This window comes from uncultured Citricoccus sp., from assembly GCF_937871995.1.
GTDB lineage: Bacteria > Actinomycetota > Actinomycetes > Actinomycetales > Micrococcaceae > Citricoccus.
Genome location: NZ_CALMQR010000054.1, coordinates 98,625 through 120,401 on the forward strand (window position 1 = coordinate 98,625; position 21,777 = coordinate 120,401).

General features: G+C 73.3%; 23 protein-coding genes. 15 read left to right on the forward strand and 8 right to left on the reverse strand.

Annotated elements, in window-relative coordinates; all coding sequences use genetic code 11:
- Positions 1–169 precede the first annotated feature (169 nt).
- Complete coding sequence (locus tag Q0283_RS05250; protein WP_183529725.1) at positions 170–1,513, forward strand: GntP family permease; 1,344 nt, start codon at positions 170–172, stop codon at positions 1,511–1,513.
- A 107-nt stretch (positions 1,514–1,620) separates the two neighbouring features.
- On the opposite strand, the gene Q0283_RS05255 is transcribed toward Q0283_RS05250, so the two are convergent.
- Positions 1,621–2,202, reverse strand: a complete 582-nt coding sequence (locus tag Q0283_RS05255) for a TetR/AcrR family transcriptional regulator (RefSeq protein ID WP_298043486.1) — start codon at positions 2,200–2,202, stop codon at positions 1,621–1,623.
- 121 nt (positions 2,203–2,323) lie between these two features.
- Between Q0283_RS05255 and Q0283_RS05260 the strand changes: the two genes are divergently transcribed.
- Positions 2,324–3,067: an MFS transporter gene (locus Q0283_RS05260; protein ID WP_298043488.1), complete on the forward strand. Its 744-nt coding sequence runs from the start codon at positions 2,324–2,326 to the stop codon at positions 3,065–3,067.
- Positions 3,064–3,597: a hypothetical protein gene (locus Q0283_RS05265; RefSeq protein ID WP_298043490.1), complete on the forward strand. Its 534-nt coding sequence runs from the start codon at positions 3,064–3,066 to the stop codon at positions 3,595–3,597. The genes Q0283_RS05260 and Q0283_RS05265 overlap by 4 nt, the downstream gene beginning before the upstream one ends.
- Here the strand turns inward: Q0283_RS05265 and Q0283_RS05270 are convergent.
- The 4 genes from Q0283_RS05270 to Q0283_RS05285 all read right to left on the reverse strand — a co-directional run bounded on the left by Q0283_RS05270 (position 3,507) and on the right by Q0283_RS05285 (position 7,783).
- Entirely contained in the window at positions 3,507–4,406 is a 900-nt protein-coding gene (locus Q0283_RS05270; protein WP_298043492.1) for an ABC transporter ATP-binding protein, read from the reverse strand. The two genes, Q0283_RS05265 and Q0283_RS05270, sit on opposite strands and share 91 nt — an antisense overlap.
- The gene (locus Q0283_RS05275; RefSeq protein ID WP_298043494.1) at positions 4,407–5,552 is read right to left on the reverse strand and encodes an iron chelate uptake ABC transporter family permease subunit; all 1,146 of its coding nucleotides are present in this window, start codon (positions 5,550–5,552) and stop codon (positions 4,407–4,409) included.
- Positions 5,549–6,553, reverse strand: a complete 1,005-nt coding sequence (locus Q0283_RS05280) for an iron ABC transporter permease (protein WP_298043496.1) — start codon at positions 6,551–6,553, stop codon at positions 5,549–5,551. The genes Q0283_RS05275 and Q0283_RS05280 overlap by 4 nt, the downstream gene beginning before the upstream one ends.
- Before the next feature lie 117 nt (positions 6,554–6,670).
- Positions 6,671–7,783 (reverse strand): iron-siderophore ABC transporter substrate-binding protein, encoded by a 1,113-nt coding sequence (locus Q0283_RS05285; RefSeq protein WP_298043498.1) that lies wholly within the window; start codon positions 7,781–7,783, stop codon positions 6,671–6,673.
- A gap of 335 nt (positions 7,784–8,118) precedes the next feature.
- Between Q0283_RS05285 and Q0283_RS05290 the strand changes: the two genes are divergently transcribed.
- The 11 genes from Q0283_RS05290 to Q0283_RS05340 all read left to right on the forward strand — a co-directional run bounded on the left by Q0283_RS05290 (position 8,119) and on the right by Q0283_RS05340 (position 18,366).
- The gene (locus tag Q0283_RS05290) at positions 8,119–8,832 is read left to right on the forward strand and encodes a ubiquinone/menaquinone biosynthesis methyltransferase (protein WP_298043500.1); all 714 of its coding nucleotides are present in this window, start codon (positions 8,119–8,121) and stop codon (positions 8,830–8,832) included.
- 150 nt (positions 8,833–8,982) lie between these two features.
- Positions 8,983–9,651, forward strand: a complete 669-nt coding sequence (locus Q0283_RS05295; RefSeq protein WP_298043502.1) for a dienelactone hydrolase family protein — start codon at positions 8,983–8,985, stop codon at positions 9,649–9,651.
- The gene (locus Q0283_RS05300; protein ID WP_183529715.1) at positions 9,648–10,271 is read left to right on the forward strand and encodes a hypothetical protein; all 624 of its coding nucleotides are present in this window, start codon (positions 9,648–9,650) and stop codon (positions 10,269–10,271) included. Before Q0283_RS05295 ends, Q0283_RS05300 begins: the two co-directional genes overlap by 4 nt.
- A gap of 13 nt (positions 10,272–10,284) precedes the next feature.
- Positions 10,285–11,076 (forward strand): ZIP family metal transporter, encoded by a 792-nt coding sequence (locus Q0283_RS05305; RefSeq protein WP_298043504.1) that lies wholly within the window; start codon positions 10,285–10,287, stop codon positions 11,074–11,076.
- 153 nt (positions 11,077–11,229) lie between these two features.
- Positions 11,230–11,598, forward strand: a complete 369-nt coding sequence (locus Q0283_RS05310; protein WP_183529711.1) for a hypothetical protein — start codon at positions 11,230–11,232, stop codon at positions 11,596–11,598.
- Positions 11,599–11,727: 129 nt separating this feature from the next.
- Entirely contained in the window at positions 11,728–12,996 is a 1,269-nt protein-coding gene (locus Q0283_RS05315; protein ID WP_298043507.1) for an MFS transporter, read from the forward strand.
- Between the two features lie 135 nt (positions 12,997–13,131).
- Positions 13,132–13,941: a response regulator transcription factor gene (locus Q0283_RS05320; RefSeq protein WP_298043509.1), complete on the forward strand. Its 810-nt coding sequence runs from the start codon at positions 13,132–13,134 to the stop codon at positions 13,939–13,941.
- Positions 13,942–14,125: 184 nt separating this feature from the next.
- A complete protein-coding gene (locus tag Q0283_RS05325; RefSeq protein WP_183529698.1) occupies positions 14,126–15,622 on the forward strand; it encodes a cell wall metabolism sensor histidine kinase WalK in 1,497 nt (498 codons plus the stop codon).
- Between the two features lie 431 nt (positions 15,623–16,053).
- Positions 16,054–16,728 carry a hypothetical protein gene (locus Q0283_RS05330; RefSeq protein ID WP_298043512.1) on the forward strand — a complete coding sequence of 225 codons (675 nt, stop codon included), beginning with the start codon at positions 16,054–16,056 and terminating at the stop codon, positions 16,726–16,728.
- A gap of 83 nt (positions 16,729–16,811) precedes the next feature.
- Positions 16,812–17,069: a DUF6480 family protein gene (locus Q0283_RS05335; protein WP_010144004.1), complete on the forward strand. Its 258-nt coding sequence runs from the start codon at positions 16,812–16,814 to the stop codon at positions 17,067–17,069.
- Positions 17,070–17,337: 268 nt separating this feature from the next.
- Positions 17,338–18,366: an LLM class flavin-dependent oxidoreductase gene (locus tag Q0283_RS05340; protein WP_183529793.1), complete on the forward strand. Its 1,029-nt coding sequence runs from the start codon at positions 17,338–17,340 to the stop codon at positions 18,364–18,366.
- A 31-nt stretch (positions 18,367–18,397) separates the two neighbouring features.
- On the opposite strand, the gene Q0283_RS05345 is transcribed toward Q0283_RS05340, so the two are convergent.
- Positions 18,398–19,339: an aspartate dehydrogenase domain-containing protein gene (locus Q0283_RS05345; protein WP_298043515.1), complete on the reverse strand. Its 942-nt coding sequence runs from the start codon at positions 19,337–19,339 to the stop codon at positions 18,398–18,400.
- Between the two features lie 60 nt (positions 19,340–19,399).
- Positions 19,400–20,293 (reverse strand): ArgP/LysG family DNA-binding transcriptional regulator, encoded by an 894-nt coding sequence (locus Q0283_RS05350; RefSeq protein ID WP_183529692.1) that lies wholly within the window; start codon positions 20,291–20,293, stop codon positions 19,400–19,402.
- A gap of 70 nt (positions 20,294–20,363) precedes the next feature.
- Between Q0283_RS05350 and Q0283_RS05355 the strand changes: the two genes are divergently transcribed.
- Positions 20,364–21,110 carry a LysE/ArgO family amino acid transporter gene (locus Q0283_RS05355; protein WP_298043518.1) on the forward strand — a complete coding sequence of 249 codons (747 nt, stop codon included), beginning with the start codon at positions 20,364–20,366 and terminating at the stop codon, positions 21,108–21,110.
- 12 nt (positions 21,111–21,122) lie between these two features.
- Here Q0283_RS05355 and Q0283_RS05360 read toward each other — a convergent pair whose 3' ends face one another.
- Positions 21,123–21,764, reverse strand: a complete 642-nt coding sequence (locus Q0283_RS05360; protein ID WP_298043520.1) for a maleylpyruvate isomerase family mycothiol-dependent enzyme — start codon at positions 21,762–21,764, stop codon at positions 21,123–21,125.
- Between the last annotated feature and the right edge of the window lie 13 nt (positions 21,765–21,777).

The window sequence follows — 21,777 nt, forward strand, 5'->3', positions numbered from 1 at the left end:
TGCGCTCCGCGGCGGAACGGCCACGGTCCTGTCACCCTCTCCGGGGGAGGCCGTCCAACGACGCCGTGGTCCACGCCTTGACACTGACACCGCCGCAGACAGAAGGTGTGCTCCTCGTGCGGGTGACGACGCAGGACTCCGTCGCTCGGCCTTTCGATAGGAGCACGTCATGGTCATCCTGCATACCGTGATCGCGATCGTCGTGATCGTCGTGCTGATCATCTGGCTGAAGGTCGACCCGGTGATCTCCCTGGTCATCGGCTCGCTGTACCTCGGCCTGGCGACCGGCGTGGGTTTCACCGCCACGATCGAGGCGATCGCCAGCGGTTTCGGCGAGATCATGGCGGAGGTCGGGCTGCTGATCGGCTTCGGCGTGCTCATCGGCGCGCTGCTCCATGCGATGGGTGCCTTCCAGAAGATGGTGACCCTGCTGGTCAACGGCGTCGGGGCGCGGCGGCTCCCGTACGCGTTGACCGCGGCGATGTCGACGATCTTCCCGTCCATCTACGTGGACGTGCAGGTGGTCCTGGCCGCGCCGGTGGCGCGGTCGACCGGCCCCTACATCGGCCCGATCGGACTGCCGCTCATGGCCGGTGCGCTGGGAACCGGGATCTTCGCCGGGTACGTCTTCGTGGTCCCCGGCCTGGCGGCCGTCTCCATCGCCGGACTGATGGGTATCCCGCTCGGCACCTGGCTCCTCTACGGCTTCGTGCTCGGCCCGCTGACCGCGATCGCGACGACCCTGGTCTTCCGGCAGCTGCTGCGCGGAGGGTACTGGAAGCAGCCCAGGGACGAGAGGGTCGACGCGGCCATGGTCGAGCTGGAGACCACCGAACTCGTCACGGAGGACAGCCGGACGCCCCCGCTGTTCGTCAGCCTGCTGCCCATCCTCGTGCCGCTGCTGCTGATCGCCTTCGGCGCCTTCGCCGAGCTGTTCGGGTTCTCGAACGACGTCATCGCCTTCCTCGGCAACGCCAACCTGGCGCTCTTCATCGGCCTGCTCGGTGCCTACCTGCTCTGCCGCCGCGTCCTCGGGGCGGACGGGACGGGGGCGGCGATGAGCGAGGGATTCCACACCACCGGTGAGATCCTGCTCATCACCGGCATCGGTGGGTCCCTGGGTGCGGTCATCGGGGAGACCGGACTGGACACGATCATGGCGGGGCTCTTCACCGCCGAGGCCGGGGCGCCGGCCATCCTCAGCATCCTGCTGGCCTGGTGCATCGCCGCGGCGCTTCACCTGGCGATCGGTTCCGTCTCGGTCGCCGCGATCACCGCCGCCGGGATCATCGGCCCGGTCCTCGGCTCGATCGACGTCTCACCGATCGTCATCGGCCTCGCCATCGCCTCGGGTTCCATGTTCGCCCTCCAGGTCAACAGCAACTTCTTCTGGATGTTCAAGGCGCTGCTCGGGCTGTCCACGCAGGGCACCTTCAAGACGCTGACGATGGTCACCTCGATCGCCTCGGTCGTCTCCCTGCCCCTGGTCATGGCGGTGGCGCTGTTCGCCTGAGCACCGGCCGGTCCGCGACTCAGGCCGTGGCAGCGCGTGACGACCGGGAGCAGGCCACCGCCCAGGTGCCGCGCCGGAAGGCTGCCGCCGCCGTTCCCGGGACCCGTTCACTCCGGCCCGGGGCCACCGAGGAGCTGCGCGGCCAGGCTGCGGGCGCGGGCGAGCCGGGCCTGTGAACCGTCGAGCCCGCGATGCGCCACCGCCCCCTCCAGCAGCAGGAACAGGTGCTCGGCCAGCTGGCCCGGCTGGGAGACGCCCGGGTCCTCGGCGACGAGCTCCTCGAGCCGCTCTCGGACCAGCCACTTGTGGCGGCGCACGACCTCGTAGGCCGGGTGGGATCCCGGCAGCTCGGCGGCCGCGTTCAGGAACGCGCAGCCCCGGTCGGACGTCGGGGCGTCGTCGAGATAGGAGTCGAACACCGTGAGGGCCCTCGGCCGGGGAGCCGCCTCGATGCGCTGCGCCCACAACGACCACCACTGGTCGTGCCTGCGCTCCAGGTAGGCGGCCACGAGCGTGTCCTTGGAACCGAAGCGGTCATAGAGGGTGCGCTTGGTCACGCCTGATGCGGCGGCGATCGTGTCCACGCCCACCGCGTGGATCCCGTGCCGGTAGAAGAGCTCGGACGCGGTGTCGAGGATGCGGAGGGCGCCCGGCGTGAGCCGCACCTGCGGATGTTCGGCTGTGCCCACGGTCCCTCCCTTGACTTCACCGATCAGTATACCTAGTGTCGTGACACCTTCACCGATCTGTGAACAACACGGGGGCTCGCCACCACGGTCCCTCACCCCTCCGACCAGGCGAGGACTCCACATGAGCTCCCACACCCTGAAGCCCCGGTCCGGCGTCGGCCCCTCCCTGCTCTCGCCCACCCGTGCCCTGGCACTGGCCGCGGCCGGGATGAGCCTCATCGCCGTCTGTTACGGTCTGGCCCGGTTCGCCTACGGCCTGTTCGTGCCGGCCTTCCGGGAGAGCTTCGCCCTGGACGCCTCCGCAACGGGGGTGATCGCCTCGGGCAGTTACGTCGCCTACTGCGCGGGCATCCTCACCGCCACACTGGCCACGCCGTGGTGGGGTGCCCGGCGAACGGCCGTCCTCGCCGGCGTGCTGGCCACGCTCGGCACCGCCCTGATCGCCCTGACGCCGGGGGTCGTGCTCCTCGTCGCGGGCGTGCTGCTCGCCGGAGCCAGTACCGGTCTCGCCTCGCCTCCGCTGGCCCACGCCATCGCCCGGCGGGTCCACCCCGGGGCGCGCAACCGCCTGCAGACGGTCGTGAACGCCGGCACGGGACTGGGCGTGCTCGTCTCCGGCCCGGTCGCCCTGCTGGCGGGCGAGCACTGGCGGGTCGCCTGGTGGGTCTTCGCGGGGGCGGCGGCCCTGGTCACCGCATGGGCCGCCGTGGCGGTCCCGTCCGGCCCCCCGCGGGGGTCCCGGTGCCGCGGCGGGCGCCGCCGGGAGGCGGGCGACCACCCGCGGGCGCCGCACACCTTCTCCTGGCGGCTGCGGTGGTGGGGGGCTCGAGTGCCGCCACCTGGACCTTCGGGCCGGACCTGTTGACGAGCGACGGCGGCCACGGCCAGGCGTTCGCCACGCTCGCGTGGATCGTCCTCGGGGCCTGCGGGCTGCTGGGGGCGGTCACGGGTGATGCCACGCAGCGCTTCGGACTGCGCACCGTCTGGGCGTGCTCCCTGGTGGCCCTGGGCGCCGCCACGGCCGTCCTCGCCGCCGCCCCGCAGGACCCGGTCGTCGCCCTCCTCGCCCACGAGGCCTTCGGCGGCGTCTACATCGTCCTGACGGGTGTCCTGCTCCTGTGGGGCGCCCAGGTCTTCGGGCGCGAACCGGCGCGGGGCGTCGGGCTGGCGTTCCTGTTCCTCGCCCTCGGGCAGGGCGGTGCCGCCCCGCTGCTCGGGGTCCTGGCCGACCAGGCCGGTCTGCCGGCGGCCTTCTGGGCGGCGTCGGGAATCGCCCTCCTCGGCCTCCTGGTCCCGGCCGGGGGTCAGGCCCCCAACCGGTCGGCCGGGGTGCGCGGCAGCACCACGGGGTGGCCCAGCAGCGGATCGGGCACGACGTCGGCGTCCAGTCCGTAGACCTCCTCCAGCAGGGCGGGGGTCAGGACCTGCCCCGGTGGGCCCGCCGCCACGACCTGGCCGTGGGCCATCGCCACGACGTGGTCGGCGCTGCGGGAGGCCAGGTTCAGTTCGTGCAGCACCGCGACCACGGTGGCCCGCTGCCCGGCCACCGTGGGGTCCGGCAGGGAGCGGACGAGGTCCATCAGCTCGACCTGGTGGGACAGGTCCAGGTAGCTCGTCGGCTCATCCAGCAGCACCACGGGGGTCTGCTGGGCCAGGACCAGGGCCAGCCAGGCGCGCTGCCGCTGCCCGCCGGAGAGCTCCGAGACGTCCGTCCCGGCCAGCTCCACGAGGTCGGCCAGCTCCAGGGCCCGGGCGATCGCCTCGGTGTCGGTGGACGTCCGGGCGCCGAACCAGCCGCGGTGCGGGTGCCGCCCGCGGTCCACCAGCTGTTCGACGGTCATCCCGTCCGGGGCCACCGGGGACTGGGGCAGCAGGGCCACGGTGCGCGCGTAGCTGCGCGCGGGCCAGTGCTCCGCGGACCGGCCGAGCACCTCGAGGGTGCCGGTCAGCCGCGGCAGCTGGCGGGTCAGTCCGCGCAGCAGGGTCGACTTGCCGCAACCGTTGGCGCCGATGATGGCCGTGGTCTGCCCGGTCGGCAGGTCCAGGTCCAGGGCCTGCCCGGGGCCGACCACCACGCGGTCGCCGTAGCCCAGGGTCACCCCGCGCAGGCGGATCGCGGGTGGGGGACCTCCCGGTGAGGGCGGGCCCGCCGTGGTCCCGTCCGTGGCCTCCGGCACCGCACGCGCTCCTGACTCCGTGTCCATTCAGCTCCTCCGTCCGGACCGCACCAGCAGCCACAGCATCAGCGGCGCACCGGCCGCTCCGGTCAGCACACCCGTCGGCAGCCGGGCCCCGCCGAAGGCCTCGGCGGCCAGGAAGTCCGCGGCCACCACGATCACCGCGCCGCACAGGGCGGCGGCCGGCAGGGACGGGCGCCCGCCGGTCAGCCCGCGGGCCACGGGGGTGGACAGCAGGGCCACGAAGGCCAGCGGGCCCGTGGCGGCGGTGGCCGCCGCGGCCAGCAGCGCGCCCACCGTCAGCGCCCCCAGTCCGGTCCGCCCGGGCCGGGACCCGAGCCCGTGGGCCAGTTCCCCGCCCAGGTCCGCCGGGGCCAGCCGGGCGTGCAGCATCCCCCCGGCCGGCAGCAGGACGACCAGCAGCACGGCCAGCACCACGATCCGCTCCCACGTCACGGCGTTCAGCGAGCCCGCCGTCCAGATGGCCGCGGACTGCAGGTCGTGCTGGTTCAGGGACAGCATCACCCCGGACAGCACGGCCTGGCACAGCGTGGCCACGGCGATGCCGGCCACGATGAACGTCGTCCCGCCCAGCGCGCCGGCGAGTCCACCGGACCCGGCGGAGGTGCCCCCGCCCAGGCGCCCGCCGGAGCGCCCGGCGGTCGAGAAGCCCAGCACCACCGCGGTCGCGGCCAGCCCGCCGACCAGGGCTGCCACCGCCATGCCGGCCCCGCTGCCGGACCCCGGGCCGAACGCCAGCATCCCGACGGCGGCCACGGCGGCCCCCTGGGTCACCCCCAGGATGTCCGGGCTCGCCAGCGGGTTGCGCAGGGTCCGGCGGAACAGGGCGCCGGCGGCGCCGAACCCGGCCCCGGCCAGGGCGCCGGCCACGGCCCGCGGCAGCTTCTCCTGCAGCACGATGAACGAGGCCCCGGGAATGGTCTCACCGCCCAGGATCGCGAGGAAGTCGGGGATGGTGACGGTGTACCCGCCGAGCAGCACGCGCACGCCCATCCCCAGCACCAGCGCGACGGCCAGGGCCAGCGTGACGGTCACGAGCCGGCGCCGGGACCCGGACTGCAGGGCGCGCACGGCGGCCAGCGCGTCCGGGGCCGCGGAGGAGCCCGGCCGCCCGGCCGCGGCCCGGGTGGCCTCACCCGTCGGGGCGCTCACAGGGACACCGCCCTGCGGCGCAGCAGCACCAGGAGCACGGGCACCCCGATCAGCACGGTGGTCACGCCCACGTGGATCTCCTGCGGGGCGATGACCACCCGGCCGGCCAGGTCGGCCGTCACGAGCAGGACGGCGCCCCACAGGGCACAGCCGACCACGAGCACGCGGGTGGAGGCCGGGCGGAACCGGCGCAGGGCGTGCGGGACGAGCAGGCCCACGAACACCACGGGCCCGGCCAGGGCGGTGGCCGCGGCGGTCAGCAGGACGGTCGCGCCCAGCAGCGTCATCCGCAGCCGCTCGGGACGGGAGCCCAGCCCGTGGGCGAGCTCGTCGCCGAGGGCCAGGGCGTCGAGACCGGGAGCGGCCACGAGGACCATGAGGATGCCGACCACGACGACCGGGGCCAGCCACGCCGCGTCCTCCAGGGAGGTCCGCGCCACCGAGCCGACCGTCCAGAACCGGAAGCGCTCCAGGACGGCGGGGGAGAGGATCAGCAGGGCGCTCGTGGCCGCGGTGCAACCGGCCGTGACGGCCGCCCCGGCCAGCACCAGGGACAGCGGGCCGGGGGCGGCACCGGTGCCGGCGCCCAGCCGGGAGGCCGCGGAGGCCACGGCGTAGACCACGACGGCGGCCAGCACCGTCCCGAGGATCGCCAGGACCACGGCGGTCCCCAGCCCGGACGGCAACCCCGCCCCGAGCCCGAGGGCCACGGCCAGCGAGGCGCCGGCCGTCAGGCCCAGCAGGCCCGGGTCGCCCAGCGGGTTGCGGGTGGCTCCCTGCAGGGCCACCCCGGAGACGGCCAGGGCGGCGCCGACCAGGATCGCGGTCACGGTGCGCGGGATGCGGGAGAGCACGGCGGCCGCGTCGATGTCCCCGGGGGCGGTGCCGGCCCCCGTGAGGAGGCCGGCCAGGGTGTCCACCGTGGTGGAGGGGTCCACGGAGCGGGCCCCGAGGGCCAGGGCGGCCAGGCACGCCAGCACCAGCACGACGGCGGGGGCCACCAGGAAGGTGACCGGCCGCCGTCGTGCCGGGCGGGGTGCAGGGGGTCGCGACACCCCGGCCGGGGCGGGGGAGGGCCGGCCGGCGCTCATGCCGCGCCCCGACGGGACGGGGGGTGGCTACTCAGGGGAGCCGCCCGCCTTCTGCGCGGCCTCGGTGATCTTCGGCAGGGCGTTCTCCAGCGCCCACGGGATGGACAGCGGGGAGGACGCCGAGATGGACAGGACCTCCTGCTCGTCGGTCTGCAGGACCAGGGTCCCGTCCTGGACCGCCGGGATCGAACCCAGCAGCGGGTCGTCGGCGATGGCCTGGCCCACGGACTCGTCCGCGGCGGAGGAGACGAAGATGTCCGAGTCGAGTTCGTCCGCCCGCTCCGGGGACCAGGTGATGTAGAACGCCTCCTGGGCGGCCTCGTCCTCGGCGACCACCGGTGCCAGGTCCATGCCGAGCGCGGAGAGGAACTTCGGGCGGTTGTCCGTGGCGGTGAACAGGTAGACCTGGTCCGCGGCGGCCGGGTCCACGGTGCCGTAGAGGAAGGTGGTGCCGGCCAGTTCCGGGTGGTCCTCGGCGGCGGCAGCCAGCTGTCCCTCCACGTCGGCCACGACCTGCTCGGCCTCGGCGTCCTTGCCCAGGGCCTCGCCGATGATCCGGGTGGAGTCCTGCCAGGGGGTGCCGAAGGCCGCGGTGCCCTTGGGATAGGCCACGACCGGGGCGATCTCGGAGAGCTTGTCGTACTGCTCCTGGTCGATGCCGGAGTAGGTCGCCAGGATCACGTCCGGTTCGGTGGCCGCGATCGCCTCGTAGTCGATCCCGTCCGACTCCGAGTACTGCTCGGGAGCCTCGGCGCCGAGCTCCTCCAGCTTGGCGTCGAACCAGTCCGTGGACTTGTTCTCGTTGCCGCCGTACTCCGTCGCGGCCACGCCCACCGGCACCACACCCAGGGCCAGCGAGATGTCCTGGTTCACCCAGGAGACGGTGGCCACGCGCTCGGGCTGGGCCGGGATCTCGGTCTCACCGAAGGCGTGCTCGATGGTGCGGGGGAAGGCCGCGTCGGCGCTGCCGGCATCGGCGGCCGTGGCGGCGGGCGAGGTCGGCTCGGACGAACCCCCCGCCGGGCCGGTGGAGCAGCCGGCGAGCAGGGTGGCGCCGAGGGCGAGGGAACCGAGGACCAGGGCGCGGCGCCGGGTGGTTCCGGCGCGCGGGGAGACGGGCGAGGTGGGGGAAGAGGACACGTCGGGTGGCCTTTCGAGAGTCACAGGAGGGCCTGCGGACGGACCGGCAACGGTGTGGAACCGGCGGGCGAGGACGGTGCCGGAGACCAGGTCAGGTCATTTGCCAACATCGCTATTGCCTATTTCCCGGAGGTTAGCCTAGCCTAACCACGTGGTGCAAGAAGCCGTGCGGGGCTTCGCCCACGTGGTCGGGTCCATGGTGGACGTGCCCAGTGACCGCGCCGGTCGCATTCCTCTTCCGGGGCCGGCGTGGTCACTGGCCACACCCGCGCCGCGAGGGACCGGGGCCGGCGTGCGTGCGGTGCGCGCGGGCCGGAGCGACTAGCGTGGAGCGGGTGAACACCCAGCATCCCGCCCGCGATGACCACGGCGCCCAGGTCTCCTCCATGTTCGACGGCATCGCCGGCCGCTACGACCTGATGAACCTCGTCATGACCTGGGGTCAGGAGCCGCGGTTCGTGCGCCGCACCGTGGAACGGGCCGAGCTGCCGGAGGCGCCCGTCGTGCTGGACCTGGCCACCGGCACCGGGGACATCGCCCTGGAGGTGCTGCGCTCCCACTACGGGGCCCGGATCACCGGGGCGGACTTCGCCCCCGAGATGATGGAGGTCGGCAAGGCCCGGCCCGGTGGTGACCAGATCACCTGGGTCGAGGCGGACGCCATGGACCTGCCGTTCGAGGATGCGTCCTTCGACGCCGTCACCCACGGGTACCTGCTGCGCAACGTGGCCGACATCCCCACCACGCTGGCGGAGCAGTTCCGGGTGCTGCGGCCCGGCGGGAGGATGGTGGCCCTGGAGACCTCCCCGGCACCGGAGAACATCATCAGGCCCTTCTCCACCGCGTACATCAAGCACGTGGTGCCCCGGTTGTCCCGGCTGATCACCGGCGACTCATCCGCCTACGAGTACCTCTCCGCCACCACCCGCGGCTTCAAGACCCCGGCCCAGATCCAGGACCTGCTCGAGGACGCCGGCTTCGTGGACGTGGGCCACGAGACCCACCTGTTCGGAACGATCGCGATCCACTGGGCGACCAAGCCGGCCTGAACCGCACCACCGGCCTGACGGGCCGCTGCCCGCCCCTACCCGGCGCCGGGCCGGGAGTCCTACGCTGACCGTGGACAGTCACCGGGCGGAGAGCCGCCGGTCCCTCGGGGACCCGGCCGCCCGGCGCCCCCACGGGAAGGGTCGGCAGCGATGACGGAAACCCCGGACAGGATGGACGCGGGCCGGGACGTGCTGATCCCGGCCGCGCACGCCGGGCTCGCAGGTCGCCTGCACCTGACGGCCCCGAACGCCCCCGTGGTCATCTTCGCCCACGGCAGCGGCAGCAGCCGGCACAGCACGCGCAACCGGTACGTCGCCTCCGTGCTGCAGGAGGCCGGCCTGGGAACCCTGCTGCTGGACCTGCTCACGGAGGAGGAGGCAGGGGACCGCCAGAACGTCTTCGACATCCCCCTGCTCGCCCAGCGCCTGACCCTGGCCGAGGCCTGGGTGCACCAGCACCCGGAGGCCAGATCCTCCCCGGTCGGGTTCTTCGGGGCCAGCACCGGTGCCGGTGCCGCGCTGTGGGCGGCGGCCGAACCCGGGACGCGGGTGGGCGCCGTCGTCTCGCGGGGCGGGCGGCCGGACCTGGCGGCGCCGCGGCTCGAGCAGGTCACGGCGCCCACGCTGCTGATCGTGGGCAGCCTGGACCACCAGGTGCTGGAGCTCAATGCCCGTGCCCAGACGCAACTGCACTGTGAGAACCGGCTGGAGGTGGTGGAGGGCGCCACCCACCTGTTCCCGGAGCGCGGCACGCTCGAGCAGGCCGCCCGGCTGGCCCGAGACTGGTTCGTACGACACCTGAGGAGCAGACCGTCATGAGCGAGCAGACACCGTCCGGATCCACCACGCCCCCTGACCGCCACGATGAGGCCGTCCCCACGGAGAAGCAGAAGTTCGGGGGGATCAAGTTCGGCGTGGCCTTCTTCGGATGGCTGGCGGCCACCGGTATGGCGGTGTTGCTCACCGCGCTGTTGTCGGCCCTCGGGATCGGGGTCGGGCTGACCGCCGAGACCGATCCCAACCAGGTTGCAGAGCAGGCCACGGAGACCGCGACGACGGTGGGTCTCGTGAGTGCGATCGTGCTGGCGCTGATCGTGTTCATCTCGTACTTCTGCGGCGGCTACGTGGCCGGGAGGATGGCCCGTTTCGACGGGGCCAAACAGGGCCTGGCCGTGTGGCTGTGGGCGATCGTCATCGCCGTCATCCTGGCGCTCGTGGGCCTGGTGGCCGGCAGCCAGTTCGACATGTTCGGCCAGTTCAGCGGCCTGGCGGGTGTGCCCGTCGACCCGGCAAGCCTGACTGCCGGCGGCATCATCGCCGTGGTCGTCGCCGCCGTGCTCGCCCTGGTCGGAGCGGTCCTGGGCGGACTCGTCGGGATGCGCTACCACCGCAGGGTGGACCGGTACGCCCTCGGCACCCCTCCCGTCCAGGGCACCTGAGTCCGGTCGAGCCGTGGCCGAGTCCCTGGTCTTCGGCGTCATCGCCTCCAGCGCGCTCATCATCGGCGCGCTGATCGGCGTGCGCTTCGACCTGCCCAAGCGCGTCCTGGCCATCCTGCTCTCCTTCGCCGCCGGCGCCCTGATCACCGCACTGACCTTTGAGCTGTTCGAGGATGCCTACGAGCGCGGGGGCATCTGGCGAGCGGTCATCGGCCTGTTCGTCGGTGCGGTGGTGTTCACGGTCCTGAGCGCGCTGCTCGACCGCTGGGCGCAACCCGGTCCCTCGTCCGAGGACGCCGAGCTGCGGCAGGGCAGCGCCAAGCTGGACACGGATGCCGCGGCGCAGGACAGGCCGCCCACGGCGGCCTCCGCCAGCGGAGCGGCGGGGCTCGCCCTCCTGGCGGCCGTGACCCTCGACGGTGTCCCGGAGAACGTGGCGCTGGGCGTCTCGCTCTCGGAGGGCACGGGCGGCATGGCCCTGCTCGCGGCCATCTTCGTCTCCAACCTCCCGGAGTCCCTGGTGGGGGCGGCCTCGATGCGGGAGCGGGGCATGCCCCGGGGCAGGGCCGTCCTGCTCTGGACGGTCTGCGCCGCACTGCTGGTCGTGGCCGTCGTGATCGGTGCGGGACCGCTGGCCAACACTGACCCGGAGACGATCTCCCTGCCCCTGGCCTTCGCCGCCGGGGCCGTCATCGCCTCGCTCGCGGACACCCTGATGCCGGAGGCCTACGAGCACGGCGGCCCGGCGGTGGCGGTGAGCACCACGGCCGGCTTCGCCCTGTCCTTCGCGCTGTCGCTGGCGTGAGGACGGGGGCGCCATCCCTCCCCCGGAGCGCCACCGTCCGTGGATGCGGCCTCGCCGGGCACAGGGTCGCCAGCCGTTTTCCTTCCCGTAGGCCCAACCTAGACTGGAGGCGCGGCCGTTGCGTCGTAACGGCTGACCTCTGGGAGGCATGCCATGCATGAGTACGAGAAGATCCATCCCCTGGTCAAGGACAACACCGGCCTGTCCTTGGGGTACCGGATCCTGTGGCGGATCCGGCACGCGGCGAACGACGTCTACGGTCCGGCCAGCCGCCAGCCAGGACTGAACCCCCGCGAGCAGCTCCGGGTGGAACGGGCCCAGCGTGTCGCCACGGCGTACCGGATGCAGGGCAAGGAACCCCCGCCCAACGTCCGCCGGGCGGCCGGCGAGGACGTGGACGGCGACCCGGACGCCATCCAGCGCCATACGACACCGCCCAAGCCCTTCCAGGAGGGGTACCGGTACGTCATGGTCGACGAGGACCAGACGGCCGATCCGGACAATCCGGCCAAGGGCACCTGAGCGGCCGCAGTACGATCAGGAGAGCGCCGGCCGCGCTTCGCGCCGGCGTGGATCGCCATGACATCACCATGGCGGGCTGATCGACTGAACGGGGACTGACCGGCCGCCGGCCGGGAGAGAGGGGCGGGGGTGACCGAGACGCGCCCCGTGCCCCGGGTCACCGGTTTCCTCACCGCACTCCTCGCCTTCTCCGCCGTCAACGCCCCCACCGTGCTGTACGCCGCCTGGCGTGAGCAGATGGGGTTCCCCGCCACGGTCCAGACCCTCGTCTACGCCGTCTACGTCGCCGGGCTCATCCCGGGACTGATCCTGGCGGGGCGAGGGTTGCGACGATGGCCCCCGCGGACGCTCATGACCTGGGCCGTGGCCGTCTCCGTGCCGGCCTCCCTGGCGCTCGCGCTGGCCGCGGGACCGGGGGCGCTGATCGCGGGGCGTGCCGTCCAGGGACTCGCCCTCGGCGTGATCATGACCGCCAGCAGCGCCGCCCTGTACCAGGCCGCTCCGCCCCGGCCCCGCCCCTTCACCGCCCTGCTCGTCACCCTGAGCGCGATCCTCGGCGCCTGCCTGGGTCCCCTGGCCGCAGGTCTGCTGGCAGACGCCACCGGTGGGACGGCCGCCCCCATGGCGGCCGTGCTGGTGCTGCTGAGGGTGCACGGGGCCACGCCAGTGGCGTCGCCGGGTCCCGGTGCCGAGGACCCCGGCCGGAGCGCGACGGCCGCCGACCGGGCCCCGGTGACCGACGGCGTGGCCGAGTCGGCCATCGATCCGTCCGCCCGGACGGGGACGCCGACGGCCGGTGGGGTGGCGGCCGGGAGGGTGCCTGCCGAACCGGGGAACGCCGACCCGCAGCCGCGCAGCCACCTGATGATCAGCCTGACGGCGGCGACCAGCTGGTCAATGATCGGGCTGTACCAGTCCGTCGGACCGGGACTGATCGGAGCGGCGCTTCAGGTGGACAGCCTGACCGCCCTGGGCGGGATCGTGGCCATCGTCCTCGGGGTGGCCGGCCTCGTGCAGGTCCTGTCCAGGGACATCGCCTACCCCGCGGCCCGGCGTCTCGGTCACGTCTTCGTGATCCTGGGGATCGCCGGCTTCGCCGCGATGCTGGTGACCGGGCAGGTGTGGCTGGCGCTGGTCGCCTCGGTGGGGGCCGGCGTCGGGCACGGGTTCACCTACCTGAGCGCCACGCAGGAGATGGGCGAACTGGTGCGCCACCACCCCGCACGGGCCGGTTCCCTGATGAGCCGGTACTTCGCGATCGCCTACCTGTGCATGGGTGGGTTCTCCGTGGGCCTGGGCATCGTGGGCGACCTCTGGGCGCTCGTGCCGGCCGCCCTGATCCTGCTCACCGCCCTGGCCTCCGGCTGTGCGGTGATGCTGTTCTCCCGCAACCGCTGATCAGCCGGCGACGGCGTTGACGCGACCCCTTCACAGTCTGGGCACAGGTAGGACAGAATCCCCTGACAGGATAGGGGTTTGGACTAGGACGTGGGCACCCCCGTCCTTCCACCCGTCCGCCTCTAGGAGCGCACCATGAACTCGTCACTTCCTGGCCTGTCCTCCGGTTCCCCGGCCTCAGGCCCGTCAGCCGCCACCGGTTCGCCGACCTCCCTCGCGGCCCTGCACGAGATCCTGCCGAAGCTCTCCCATCCGGACGGCAGCGCCCTGCGCGCCCTCGTCGTGGACGACGAGCCGATGCTGGCGGACCTGGTGTCCATGGGCCTGACCCTGTGTGGCTGGGAGGTGCACGTCGCGCATGCCGGACACGCCGCCGTCGAGACCGCCCGCAATGCCCAGCCGGACGTGCTGGTCCTGGACTGGATGCTGCCCGAGCTGGACGGTCTGCAGGTGCTGGACCGGATCCGCTCCTTCCGTCCCGACGTGCCGGCGCTGTTCCTCACCGCCCGGGACTCGGTGGACGACCGCATCCGCGGCCTGGCCGCCGGTGGGGACGACTACGTCACCAAGCCGTTCTCGCTGGAGGAGGTGTTGATCCGCCTGCACCGGCTGGTCCAGCGCTCCGGGGTGGCCGCCCAGGACTCGGACGAGCTGGTGGTGGGGGACCTGGTGCTCAACGTCCGCACCCATGAGGTCACGCGCGGCGGGGATCCGGTGGACCTGACCGCCACCCAGTTCAACCTGCTGCGGTACCTCATGGAGAATCCCCGGGCCGTGCTGTCCAAGGCGCAGATCCTGGACCGGGTCTGGCAGTACGACTTCGGCGGGCAGGCCAACATCGTCGAGCTCTACATCTCGTACCTGCGCAAGAAGATCGACGCCGGCCGCGAACCGATGATCCACACCGTCCGGGGCGCCGGGTATGTCATTCGCCCGGCCGTCTGAGGCCGCCGCGGTGACCTCGTCGTCCGGCGGGCCTCCCGGCCCGTCCCCCGATCCGGACCCGGCGGCGCCGCCGGCGTCCCCGGCTCCGGGCGCCTCACCCCCCTCGGCCGGCGATCGCGTCCGGAACCGTGCGGGTGCCCGGCCCCCGCGGCGGACGAGTCTGGCCGTCCGGACCGCGGCCGGCGTGGTGGCCCTGCTGGCCGTGGTCCTCAGCGCCTTCACCGTGGCCTCCCTGGCGCTGACGGGCAAGGCCGTGGACAACCAGCTGGAACAGAACCTGGCGCAGATCTGGTACCGCTCCTACACCTACATCACGCGCGGATCGAGCGACGAGACCCCGGACTTCCGCCGCGACCCGCTGGATGCCTCGGGCACGGCGGCGGGGATGGTCGCAGTGGTCACCGTCCACGGCAGGGTGGTCCAGGCCTCGGCAGAGAACGACAACTGGGACGAGGTGGAACTCTCCGCGGGTGACGTGGAGGCCCTGGCCGCGCTGACCGAGGAGGCCAGGGTGGAGCAGGAGAGGCACGAGGCCAGACTGGGCGGCCAGACCGACGGGGTGCCGGACCCCCGCGTGAACCGCATCCTGGACCTGGACCGCGGCCGGTTCCTGCTGCACGCGGAGAGCGTCGGGGACGACGGTTTCGCGGTCCTCGGAGTGCCCACGGCGGCGATCGACAAGACGAAGGCGAACCTGGCGCGGGTGCAGGTGCTCGGGTCCCTGGCCGCCCTGCTGCTGGCCGGGCTGCTGTGCTGGTGGTGGATCCGCCGATCGCTGCGCCCGCTCGGCGAGGTGTCCCAGGCCGCGGCGGAGGTGGCCCACGTGCCGATGGGGTCCGGGGAGGTCTCGCTGGCGCCCTACCGCGTGCGCCGGGAGCTGGCCGAACCCGGGAACGAGGTGGGGGACGTGGGGTTCGCCCTGAACCAGTTGATCGGCTCCGTGGACGTGGCCATCGAGCAGCGCAACCGCTCCGAGCAGCGTCTGCGCACCTTCGTGGCCGACGCCTCGCACGAGCTGCGCACACCGCTGGCCGCCGTGCGCGGATACGCCGAGATGATCCGGCTGACCGAGCCCCTGACCGAGCGGGGCCAGGACGCGCTGGGACGGGTGCTGCAGCAGTCGGACCGGATGGGGTCCCTCGTCGAGGACCTGCTGCTGCTGGCCCGGCTCGACGCCGGGCGCGAGGTCCGGCGCGGCGAGGTCGACCTGGGCGAACTGGTGATGGACGCCGTCATGGACGCCTCGGCCGCCGGCCGGGACCACCACTGGACCGTGGACGTCCCCGAGGACCCCGTGACGGTGCTGGGCGACCGGCAGCAGCTCGCCCAGCTGGTGGCCAACCTGCTGGGCAACGCCCGGAAGCACACGCCGGAGGGGACCACCGTGCTGGTGCGTCTCCAGCAGGAGGCCGCGGACGGCGTCGGGACCGTGCGCCTGACCGTGCAGGACGACGGGCCCGGGATCGATCCGCACCTGATGCCCGGGCTGTTCGACCGCTTCGTGCGGGGGGATACCGCCCGCGCCGCGCGGGAGGGTTCCACGGGCCTGGGACTGTCGATCGTGCGCTCGGTGGCCCACGCGCACGGCGGGGAGGCCACCGTGGACTCCGCGCCCGGCCGGACCGTGTTCACCGTGGCGCTGCCCGCCTCGGGGTCGCCGGAGGGCCCGGAGGCCGCCTGACCTCGCCGTTTTCGGAAATCAGGGTGGTGCCCTGCCGGGGTGGCGGCATAGTCTGGGCGTGACGCAGGGATGGCGTCCACGGCACTCCCCCTGTGAAGACCGATGGTCCGCGCTCACGGGGCGCGGAGATCCGGAAACGGGGGCCCCGGACGCCGGCTCCGCAGACACAGGTTCGGCACAGGACCGGCATAGGGCGCACCGAGGGTGGGGTGGTGTCCTGTTCACAGGACCTCAGGTGACCGATCAGGAGAGAGGGAGACCCGATGACGAATCCAGGCTCCGATCACGCGTATCAGCTTCCCGGGCGGGACCTCCCCGCCCCGTCTGACGCCCCGCGGTTCGGGGCCGGTGCGGACCGGTGGTGCGCGGGCGAGACGAGACGACCGGGCGCGGAGATGGAACGGGGCATGGAGATGGAGCGGGGTACGGACATGAGACAGGGCACGGAGATGGACACGATTCTCGAACTCACCGAGACGGTGACCCGCCACGACTGGGAAGAGGTGGATGACAGCCCGGACGGTTTCGGGACCCGGTTGTCCCTCAGCGCCAGTCTCGGCAGCAGGCTCGGCAGCACGGTCCGCGGCACGGTGTACCGGCCCACGGTGTTCCATCACCGGCTGCTGATCCGGGACTGGGAGCTGACCGGTCCGCCGGAGCTTCCCGAGGCCTGGACCGATCGGGCACGGTTCGCCCTGGCCCAGTTGCGGCTGCGCGCGGCCGGTGAGCCCCACACCATCCCGGATCCCGGCGGACGCTGGGACGTCACGGTCCGGCAGCGCTGGAGCAGCGGCGGTGCCGGGGCGGTGCAGTCCGGGCTGACCCCGCAGTTGAGGTTCACCCCGACCCAGGTGTTCGTGGACGCGTCGACGGGCGGCGCCGGGCTGGTCTGCCTGTTCGGCGACGGGCCGGTGGAGACCCACTCGGCCCGGTTCGGATTCGTCGTGGGCGTCGGCGGCACCGTGGCGTTCGACCGTCTGGACCCGGCGACCCGGGTCCCGCAGTGGGCCCAGGAGCCGGCGCGGGAGGCGGCCCGGCTGGCCTTCGAACTGCTCCAGTCGGCCGACCGCCGGTTGAGCAACGGGATCACCGCCGGTCCGGCCTGATCCCGGTCCGCGGCGGGCCGAGGGCTTGTTAGCCTGAGGGCGTGCGCGGGATGCGTACACCCCACCGTGGAAGGCAGGCCAGCATGGCAGACCTCAGCTCCGAGGACGCCCGGCACGACCGCGACGAGGCCGCCAAGGCCACGCGGGAGAGCACGGGGCACAGCATCGAGGGGGACACCCCGCCGGCCGAGGGCACCGGGGTGGGCCCCACGAACCCGGACATGGACGTCGAGAAGCCGGGCGAGGGCGCCAAGGGCAAGGCCTGGCTCGTCCTGGTCCTCGTCCTGGTGGCGGTCTTCGTGATCCTGGCGATCGTCGGACGCTTCGCCGGGTTCTTCTGATCCGCTGGCGCACGCTGGCGCCGCGGCCGTGGGTTCCCGGCCACACCCGGACCGAGTGATTCAAAACTGAAGGAATGATCCGGTCGCCGCGCACGTTGTGCCTGACGTGACCGAGAATCCCCACCCTGAGACCGAGCCGAACCACCCCGCCCAGGCGCGCGCCGCCCGGCCCGACGACGGCCCCGCACCCGCCGCGGGTCCCGCCGCCCACGCGGCCCCGCACCCGAACCCGGGCACCGAACGGGCCGGGTCCCTGCCGGAGGGCACGCTGGAGTTCGGCCTGCACACCTTCGGGGACGTGACACACTCCCTGGACGGCCGGCCGCTGGACCACCCCGAGGTGTTGCGCAACCTCGTGGCCGAGGGCGTCCTGGCGGACCAGTCCGGCGTGGACGTGCTGGGCATCGGCGAGCACCATCGTCCGGACTACTCCGTCTCCTCGCCCGAGACGGTGCTGTCCGCGATCGCCTCGAAGACCGGGCACCTCAAGCTGATCTCCGCCGTGACCGTGCTCTCCTCGGACGACCCGGTGCGCGTCTACCAGCGCTTCGCCACCCTCGACGCCGTCTCGGACGGTCGCGCCGAGGTCTCCCTGGGCCGGGGCTCCTTCATCGAGTCCTTCCCGCTGTTCGGCTACGACCTGCAGGACTACGAGCGGCTCTTCGAGGAGAAGCTGGACCTGTTCGCGCAGTTGCGCACGGAGGGTCCGGTCACGTGGCAGGGCACCACCCGGGCCGCGCTGCAGCGCCAGTCCGTGTTCCCGACGACGGCGCACGAGCACGGGCTGCCGACCTGGGTGGCGGTGGGCGGCACCCCGGCCTCGGTGGTGCGCGCGGCGAAGCACGGGATGGGCCTGGAACTGGCGATCATCGGCGGTGCACCCGAGCGCTTCGCCCCGTTCGCCCAGCTCTACCGCCGCTCGATCGACGAGTTCGGCCACGAGGCCCGCCGCGTGGCCGTCCACTCCCACGGTTTCGTGGCCGAGACGGACGAACGGGCCGCCGAGATGTACTACCCCCACTGGGAGGCGGCCATCCGCAAGCTCGGCGCCGAACGGGGCTGGCCGGCCCCCAGCCCCATCCAGTTCCGCCAGGAGATCGAGCACGGGGCCCTGCACCTGGGCTCCCCGGAGACCGTGGCGCGGAAGATCGCGCGCAGCGTGACGGCGCTCGGAGCGAGCCGCTTCGGCATGAAGTACGGCAACGGTTCGCTGCCGCACGAGTACATGATGGGCTCGATCGAGCTCTACGGCTCGAGGGTCAAGCCCCTCGTGCTGGACATGCTCGCCGGCTCCTGACCGCTCTCTCCGGCCTGCCTGCCCTTTCCGGTCACCGGAGGCGGCGCTCGAGGGCCTCGCGGATCGTCCGGGCGACGGAGAGCGCGGTCAGGCCGGAGGTCTTCGGGTTCTCCGGACTGGGTGCGGACTCGAAGGAGAGCTCGAAGCGGCCGGCCGGTCCCTCGGCCAGGATCTCGTGCCGGCTGCGCTCGACGGCGGGATCGGCGACCAGCTCCACCCGGACCCGGTCCAGGGAGCGCCGCAGCAGTGCCACCTCGTCCGCGCCCCGCACCGTCCCACCCGTCTCGGTGCCGCCCGTCTCGGTCCCGCCGGCGGCCGGCCGGCCCCGCGTGGCCCAGGCCAGGCCGACCGCGACGTTGACGTTGGCCGGGAACTGCTCGATGGCCTGCGCCGGGCCGCCGGAGAACACGGTCACCGGTTCGTCGCCGGGGCGCAGGGCGGCCAACGCGTCCCGGGCGGCCGGGGACATCCAGGGGCGCAGCAGGGAGGTGGGGAGCTTGGTGGTGCGGATGCGCACCCGGTCGAGCCCGCCGGCGTCCGCGGCGGCCCCCAGGACGTCGAAACCACCGATCGCCCCGGACGTCACCCAGAGCCGGCCGGGGCCGGCCAGCAACCGCCGCGCGATGTCCGGATCGGCGAGGGCGCCCACGCTGGTCAGGACCAGGTCGGTCCCCGCGGCGATGACGTCCGGCCCGTACTCACCGGCCGGTGCGACCCCGGCGCACTCCACCACCAGGTCCGCCCCGGTGAGGACGTCGGACCAGTTCAGGCAGTCCAGGTCCGCTCCGGTGGTGACGAGCTCGACCCCGGGCAGGGCGCGGTGCCGGCTGGCGGCCACGTCCCGCTCGGCCGCCCACATCCGGACGGTGCCGGCCTCGCGTTCCGGGGCCAGCTGCAGGGCCACCTGCCGGCCGATGGCGCCGAAGCCCAGCAGGAGCACGTGGGCGGGGGCGGGGCGGGCTGTCGAGGTCATGCGGGTCCTTTGGGTGGGGCGGTCGCCGGGACCACCAGTCCACACCACCGGCCGCGGGAATCAGGTCATGTTGCGCGCGGCCAGCTGGACGGCGGCCGTGAGCCGGTCCAGCGCCGGGGTCCCGGCGGACCATCGCTGCCAGTGCAACGGCACCCGGGCCTGTTCGAGCTCGGGGATCACCACCAGGTCCGGGTGGCTGCCCTCCAGCACGCCCTCGGGCAACTGGCCGGCCGGGATCATGCCCCAGCCCAGGCCGGCCGCCACCGCCGCGTTGAACCCGTGGACCGTGGGGACCTGGTGACGGGGCGGCAGGGCGCCGGTCCCGGGGCGGTCCTCGCGCCAGGCCGCCAGCCGGGATCGCTGCAGGTTGTCCCGGCTGCCGAAGTCCTGCACCGGCACGGCCGTGAAGTCCACCGAGCCGTCCGGGCGGCGGTACCGGTCCAGCAGGGACGACGCCGCCACCGGGTGGTAGACCATCGTGCCCAGTTCCATGGTCACGCACCCGGAGACCGGCGCCGGGCTCTCGGTGACCGCGGCGATCACGGTGCCCTGGCGCAGCAGTTCGTGCGTGTGCTCCTGGTCCTCCAGGTGCAGCTGCAGCACGGCGTCGTCCCAGGTCGCCGCCTGCTGCAGCACCTCCACGAACCACGTGGCCAGTGAATCCGCGTTGACCGCCACGGACAGCACGGCCCGGCCTCCGGTGCCCTGCCCGAGCGAGCGCCGGGCCTCCTCCTCCAGGACCGCGACCTGGCGGGCCAGGCGCAGCATCCGGTCACCGGCCGCCGTCGTGCCGACCGGGACGGTGCGCGTCAGCAGCACCTGTCCGACGTCCTTCTCCAGGGAGCGGATCCGCTGCGAGAAGGCCGAGCCGGAGATCCGCAGGGACGCCGCGGCCGCGTCGAAGGTGCCCTCGTCCACGGCGGCGGCCAGGGCCCGCAGGTGCTCGGTGTTCATGAAGGAAAGCTTAATACCCTGAAGGATATGCAGGTGGAACGGAAGATGCCGGCCGCCCTAGCGTGGCCGGGTGACGATCTTCCTGACCGGTCTGCTGACCTGCCTCGCCCTCATCGTGGCCATCGGTGCCCAGAGCCTGTTCATCATGCGCCAGGCGATCCGCCGGGACCGGCTGATGCTCACCCTGGCCGTCTGCCTGGCCGGGGACCTGGTGCTGGTCTTCGCCGGCACCGCCGGGGTCGGCGTGGTCGCCGAGCGCGCCCCCTGGGTGCTGCAGGTGCTGACCTGGGCCGGGGTGGCGTACCTGCTCTGGTTCGCCTTCGGCTCGTTCCGCTCGGCGTTCGCCTCCCGCCGGACGGAACCGCCCCTGCCCGGCGCCGGCCCGGCGGGGGTCGACGGGGAACCGGAGGACAAGGAGGCCACGGCGGTCCGGCCCCGGGACGAGGACGGCGCGGGCGGCGCGTCCGGCGTCGCGGTGGCCACGAGGCCCGCGCTCGCGGTTCGGCTCCGCGCTCGGGAGCGGGCCTCGACCCCCGTGCACGTCGTGGTCCTCACGGCACTGTCCGTCTCGATGCTCAACCCGCACGCCATCCTGGACACGGTGGTCATGCTCGGCACACTGGCCAACTCCTACGGGGCGGACAAGTGGGTCTTCGCCGCCGGCGCCGTGACCGGTTCCGCCCTCTGGTTCCTCACCCTGGGACTGGGCGTGCGGGCCCTGGCCCCCGTGCTGGACACCCCCCGCACCTGGCGGAGCGTGGACCTCGTGGTCGGCGTGGTGATGGTGGCCATCGCCGCGAAGCTGGCCCTGGGCTGAGGGAGGGGACGTTCAGCGTTTCTGGGACGGGCGCTGGCCCCGGGCGTCGAAGTCGAGGGCGCCCGGCCCGGAGAACCGCTCGAGCGGCACCGCTCGTCCGGCCATGGCCATGATCAGGTCCCTGGCGGTGCCCTGGACCTCGGGGCCGGCCCCGACCCAGCGTCCCAGGTCCGTGGCGACCAGGGTCAGGCCCCGGGCGCGCGCCTTGGAGGGCACCGTGAAGTTCGAGGACTCGAAGAACTCGAGCAGCACCACGAGCACCTCCCGCGGATAGGCCCGCTGCAGGCCCAGCGGCTCCCGGATGTCCTCGCCGTGGACGACCACCTCTCCCAGCCAGGCGGCCAGGTTGTTCGTCGGGACCGTGGTGGAACCGATGACCTGGCGGAAGTTCTCCAGCGTCCCGGCCGGGGTGGCGCCCAGATGCTCGGCCAGGCTGCGGTTGTTGTGCACCGCAGGGTTCAGGCCGGCCCCGATGATGCTCTTCAGCCACGCCCACCGGCCGGTGGTGGCCGCGGCGGACAGGTGCGCGACGACCTCCTCCACCGTCCACTCCGTGGCCAGCGTGGTCCGCTTCCACTGCTCGTCGGTCAGGGTGGCGAGGTCATCGGCCAGGGCGGCGCGCTCGGCGTGGATCAGGGGCCAGATGTCGGTCACGGTCCCCACCCTA

Excerpts from the sequence above, each read along its gene's own strand:
- Q0283_RS05295 (WP_298043502.1), top strand. The coding sequence starts at position 8,983 with ATGACGGAAACCCCGGACAGGATGGACGCGGGCCGGGACGTGCTGATC.
- Q0283_RS05335 (WP_010144004.1), top strand. The coding sequence starts at position 16,812 with ATGGCAGACCTCAGCTCCGAGGACGCCCGGCACGACCGCGACGAGGCC.
- Q0283_RS05330 (WP_298043512.1), top strand. The coding sequence starts at position 16,054 with ATGAGACAGGGCACGGAGATGGACACGATTCTCGAACTCACCGAGACG.
- Q0283_RS05350 (WP_183529692.1), bottom strand. The coding sequence starts at position 20,293 with ATGAACACCGAGCACCTGCGGGCCCTGGCCGCCGCCGTGGACGAGGGC.
- Q0283_RS05310 (WP_183529711.1), top strand. The coding sequence starts at position 11,230 with ATGCATGAGTACGAGAAGATCCATCCCCTGGTCAAGGACAACACCGGC.
- Q0283_RS05345 (WP_298043515.1), bottom strand. The coding sequence starts at position 19,339 with ATGACCTCGACAGCCCGCCCCGCCCCCGCCCACGTGCTCCTGCTGGGC.
- Q0283_RS05250 (WP_183529725.1), top strand. The coding sequence starts at position 170 with ATGGTCATCCTGCATACCGTGATCGCGATCGTCGTGATCGTCGTGCTG.
- Q0283_RS05320 (WP_298043509.1), top strand. The coding sequence starts at position 13,132 with ATGAACTCGTCACTTCCTGGCCTGTCCTCCGGTTCCCCGGCCTCAGGC.
- Q0283_RS05260 (WP_298043488.1), top strand. The coding sequence starts at position 2,324 with ATGAGCTCCCACACCCTGAAGCCCCGGTCCGGCGTCGGCCCCTCCCTG.
- Q0283_RS05300 (WP_183529715.1), top strand. The coding sequence starts at position 9,648 with ATGAGCGAGCAGACACCGTCCGGATCCACCACGCCCCCTGACCGCCAC.
- Q0283_RS05270 (WP_298043492.1), bottom strand. The coding sequence starts at position 4,406 with ATGGACACGGAGTCAGGAGCGCGTGCGGTGCCGGAGGCCACGGACGGG.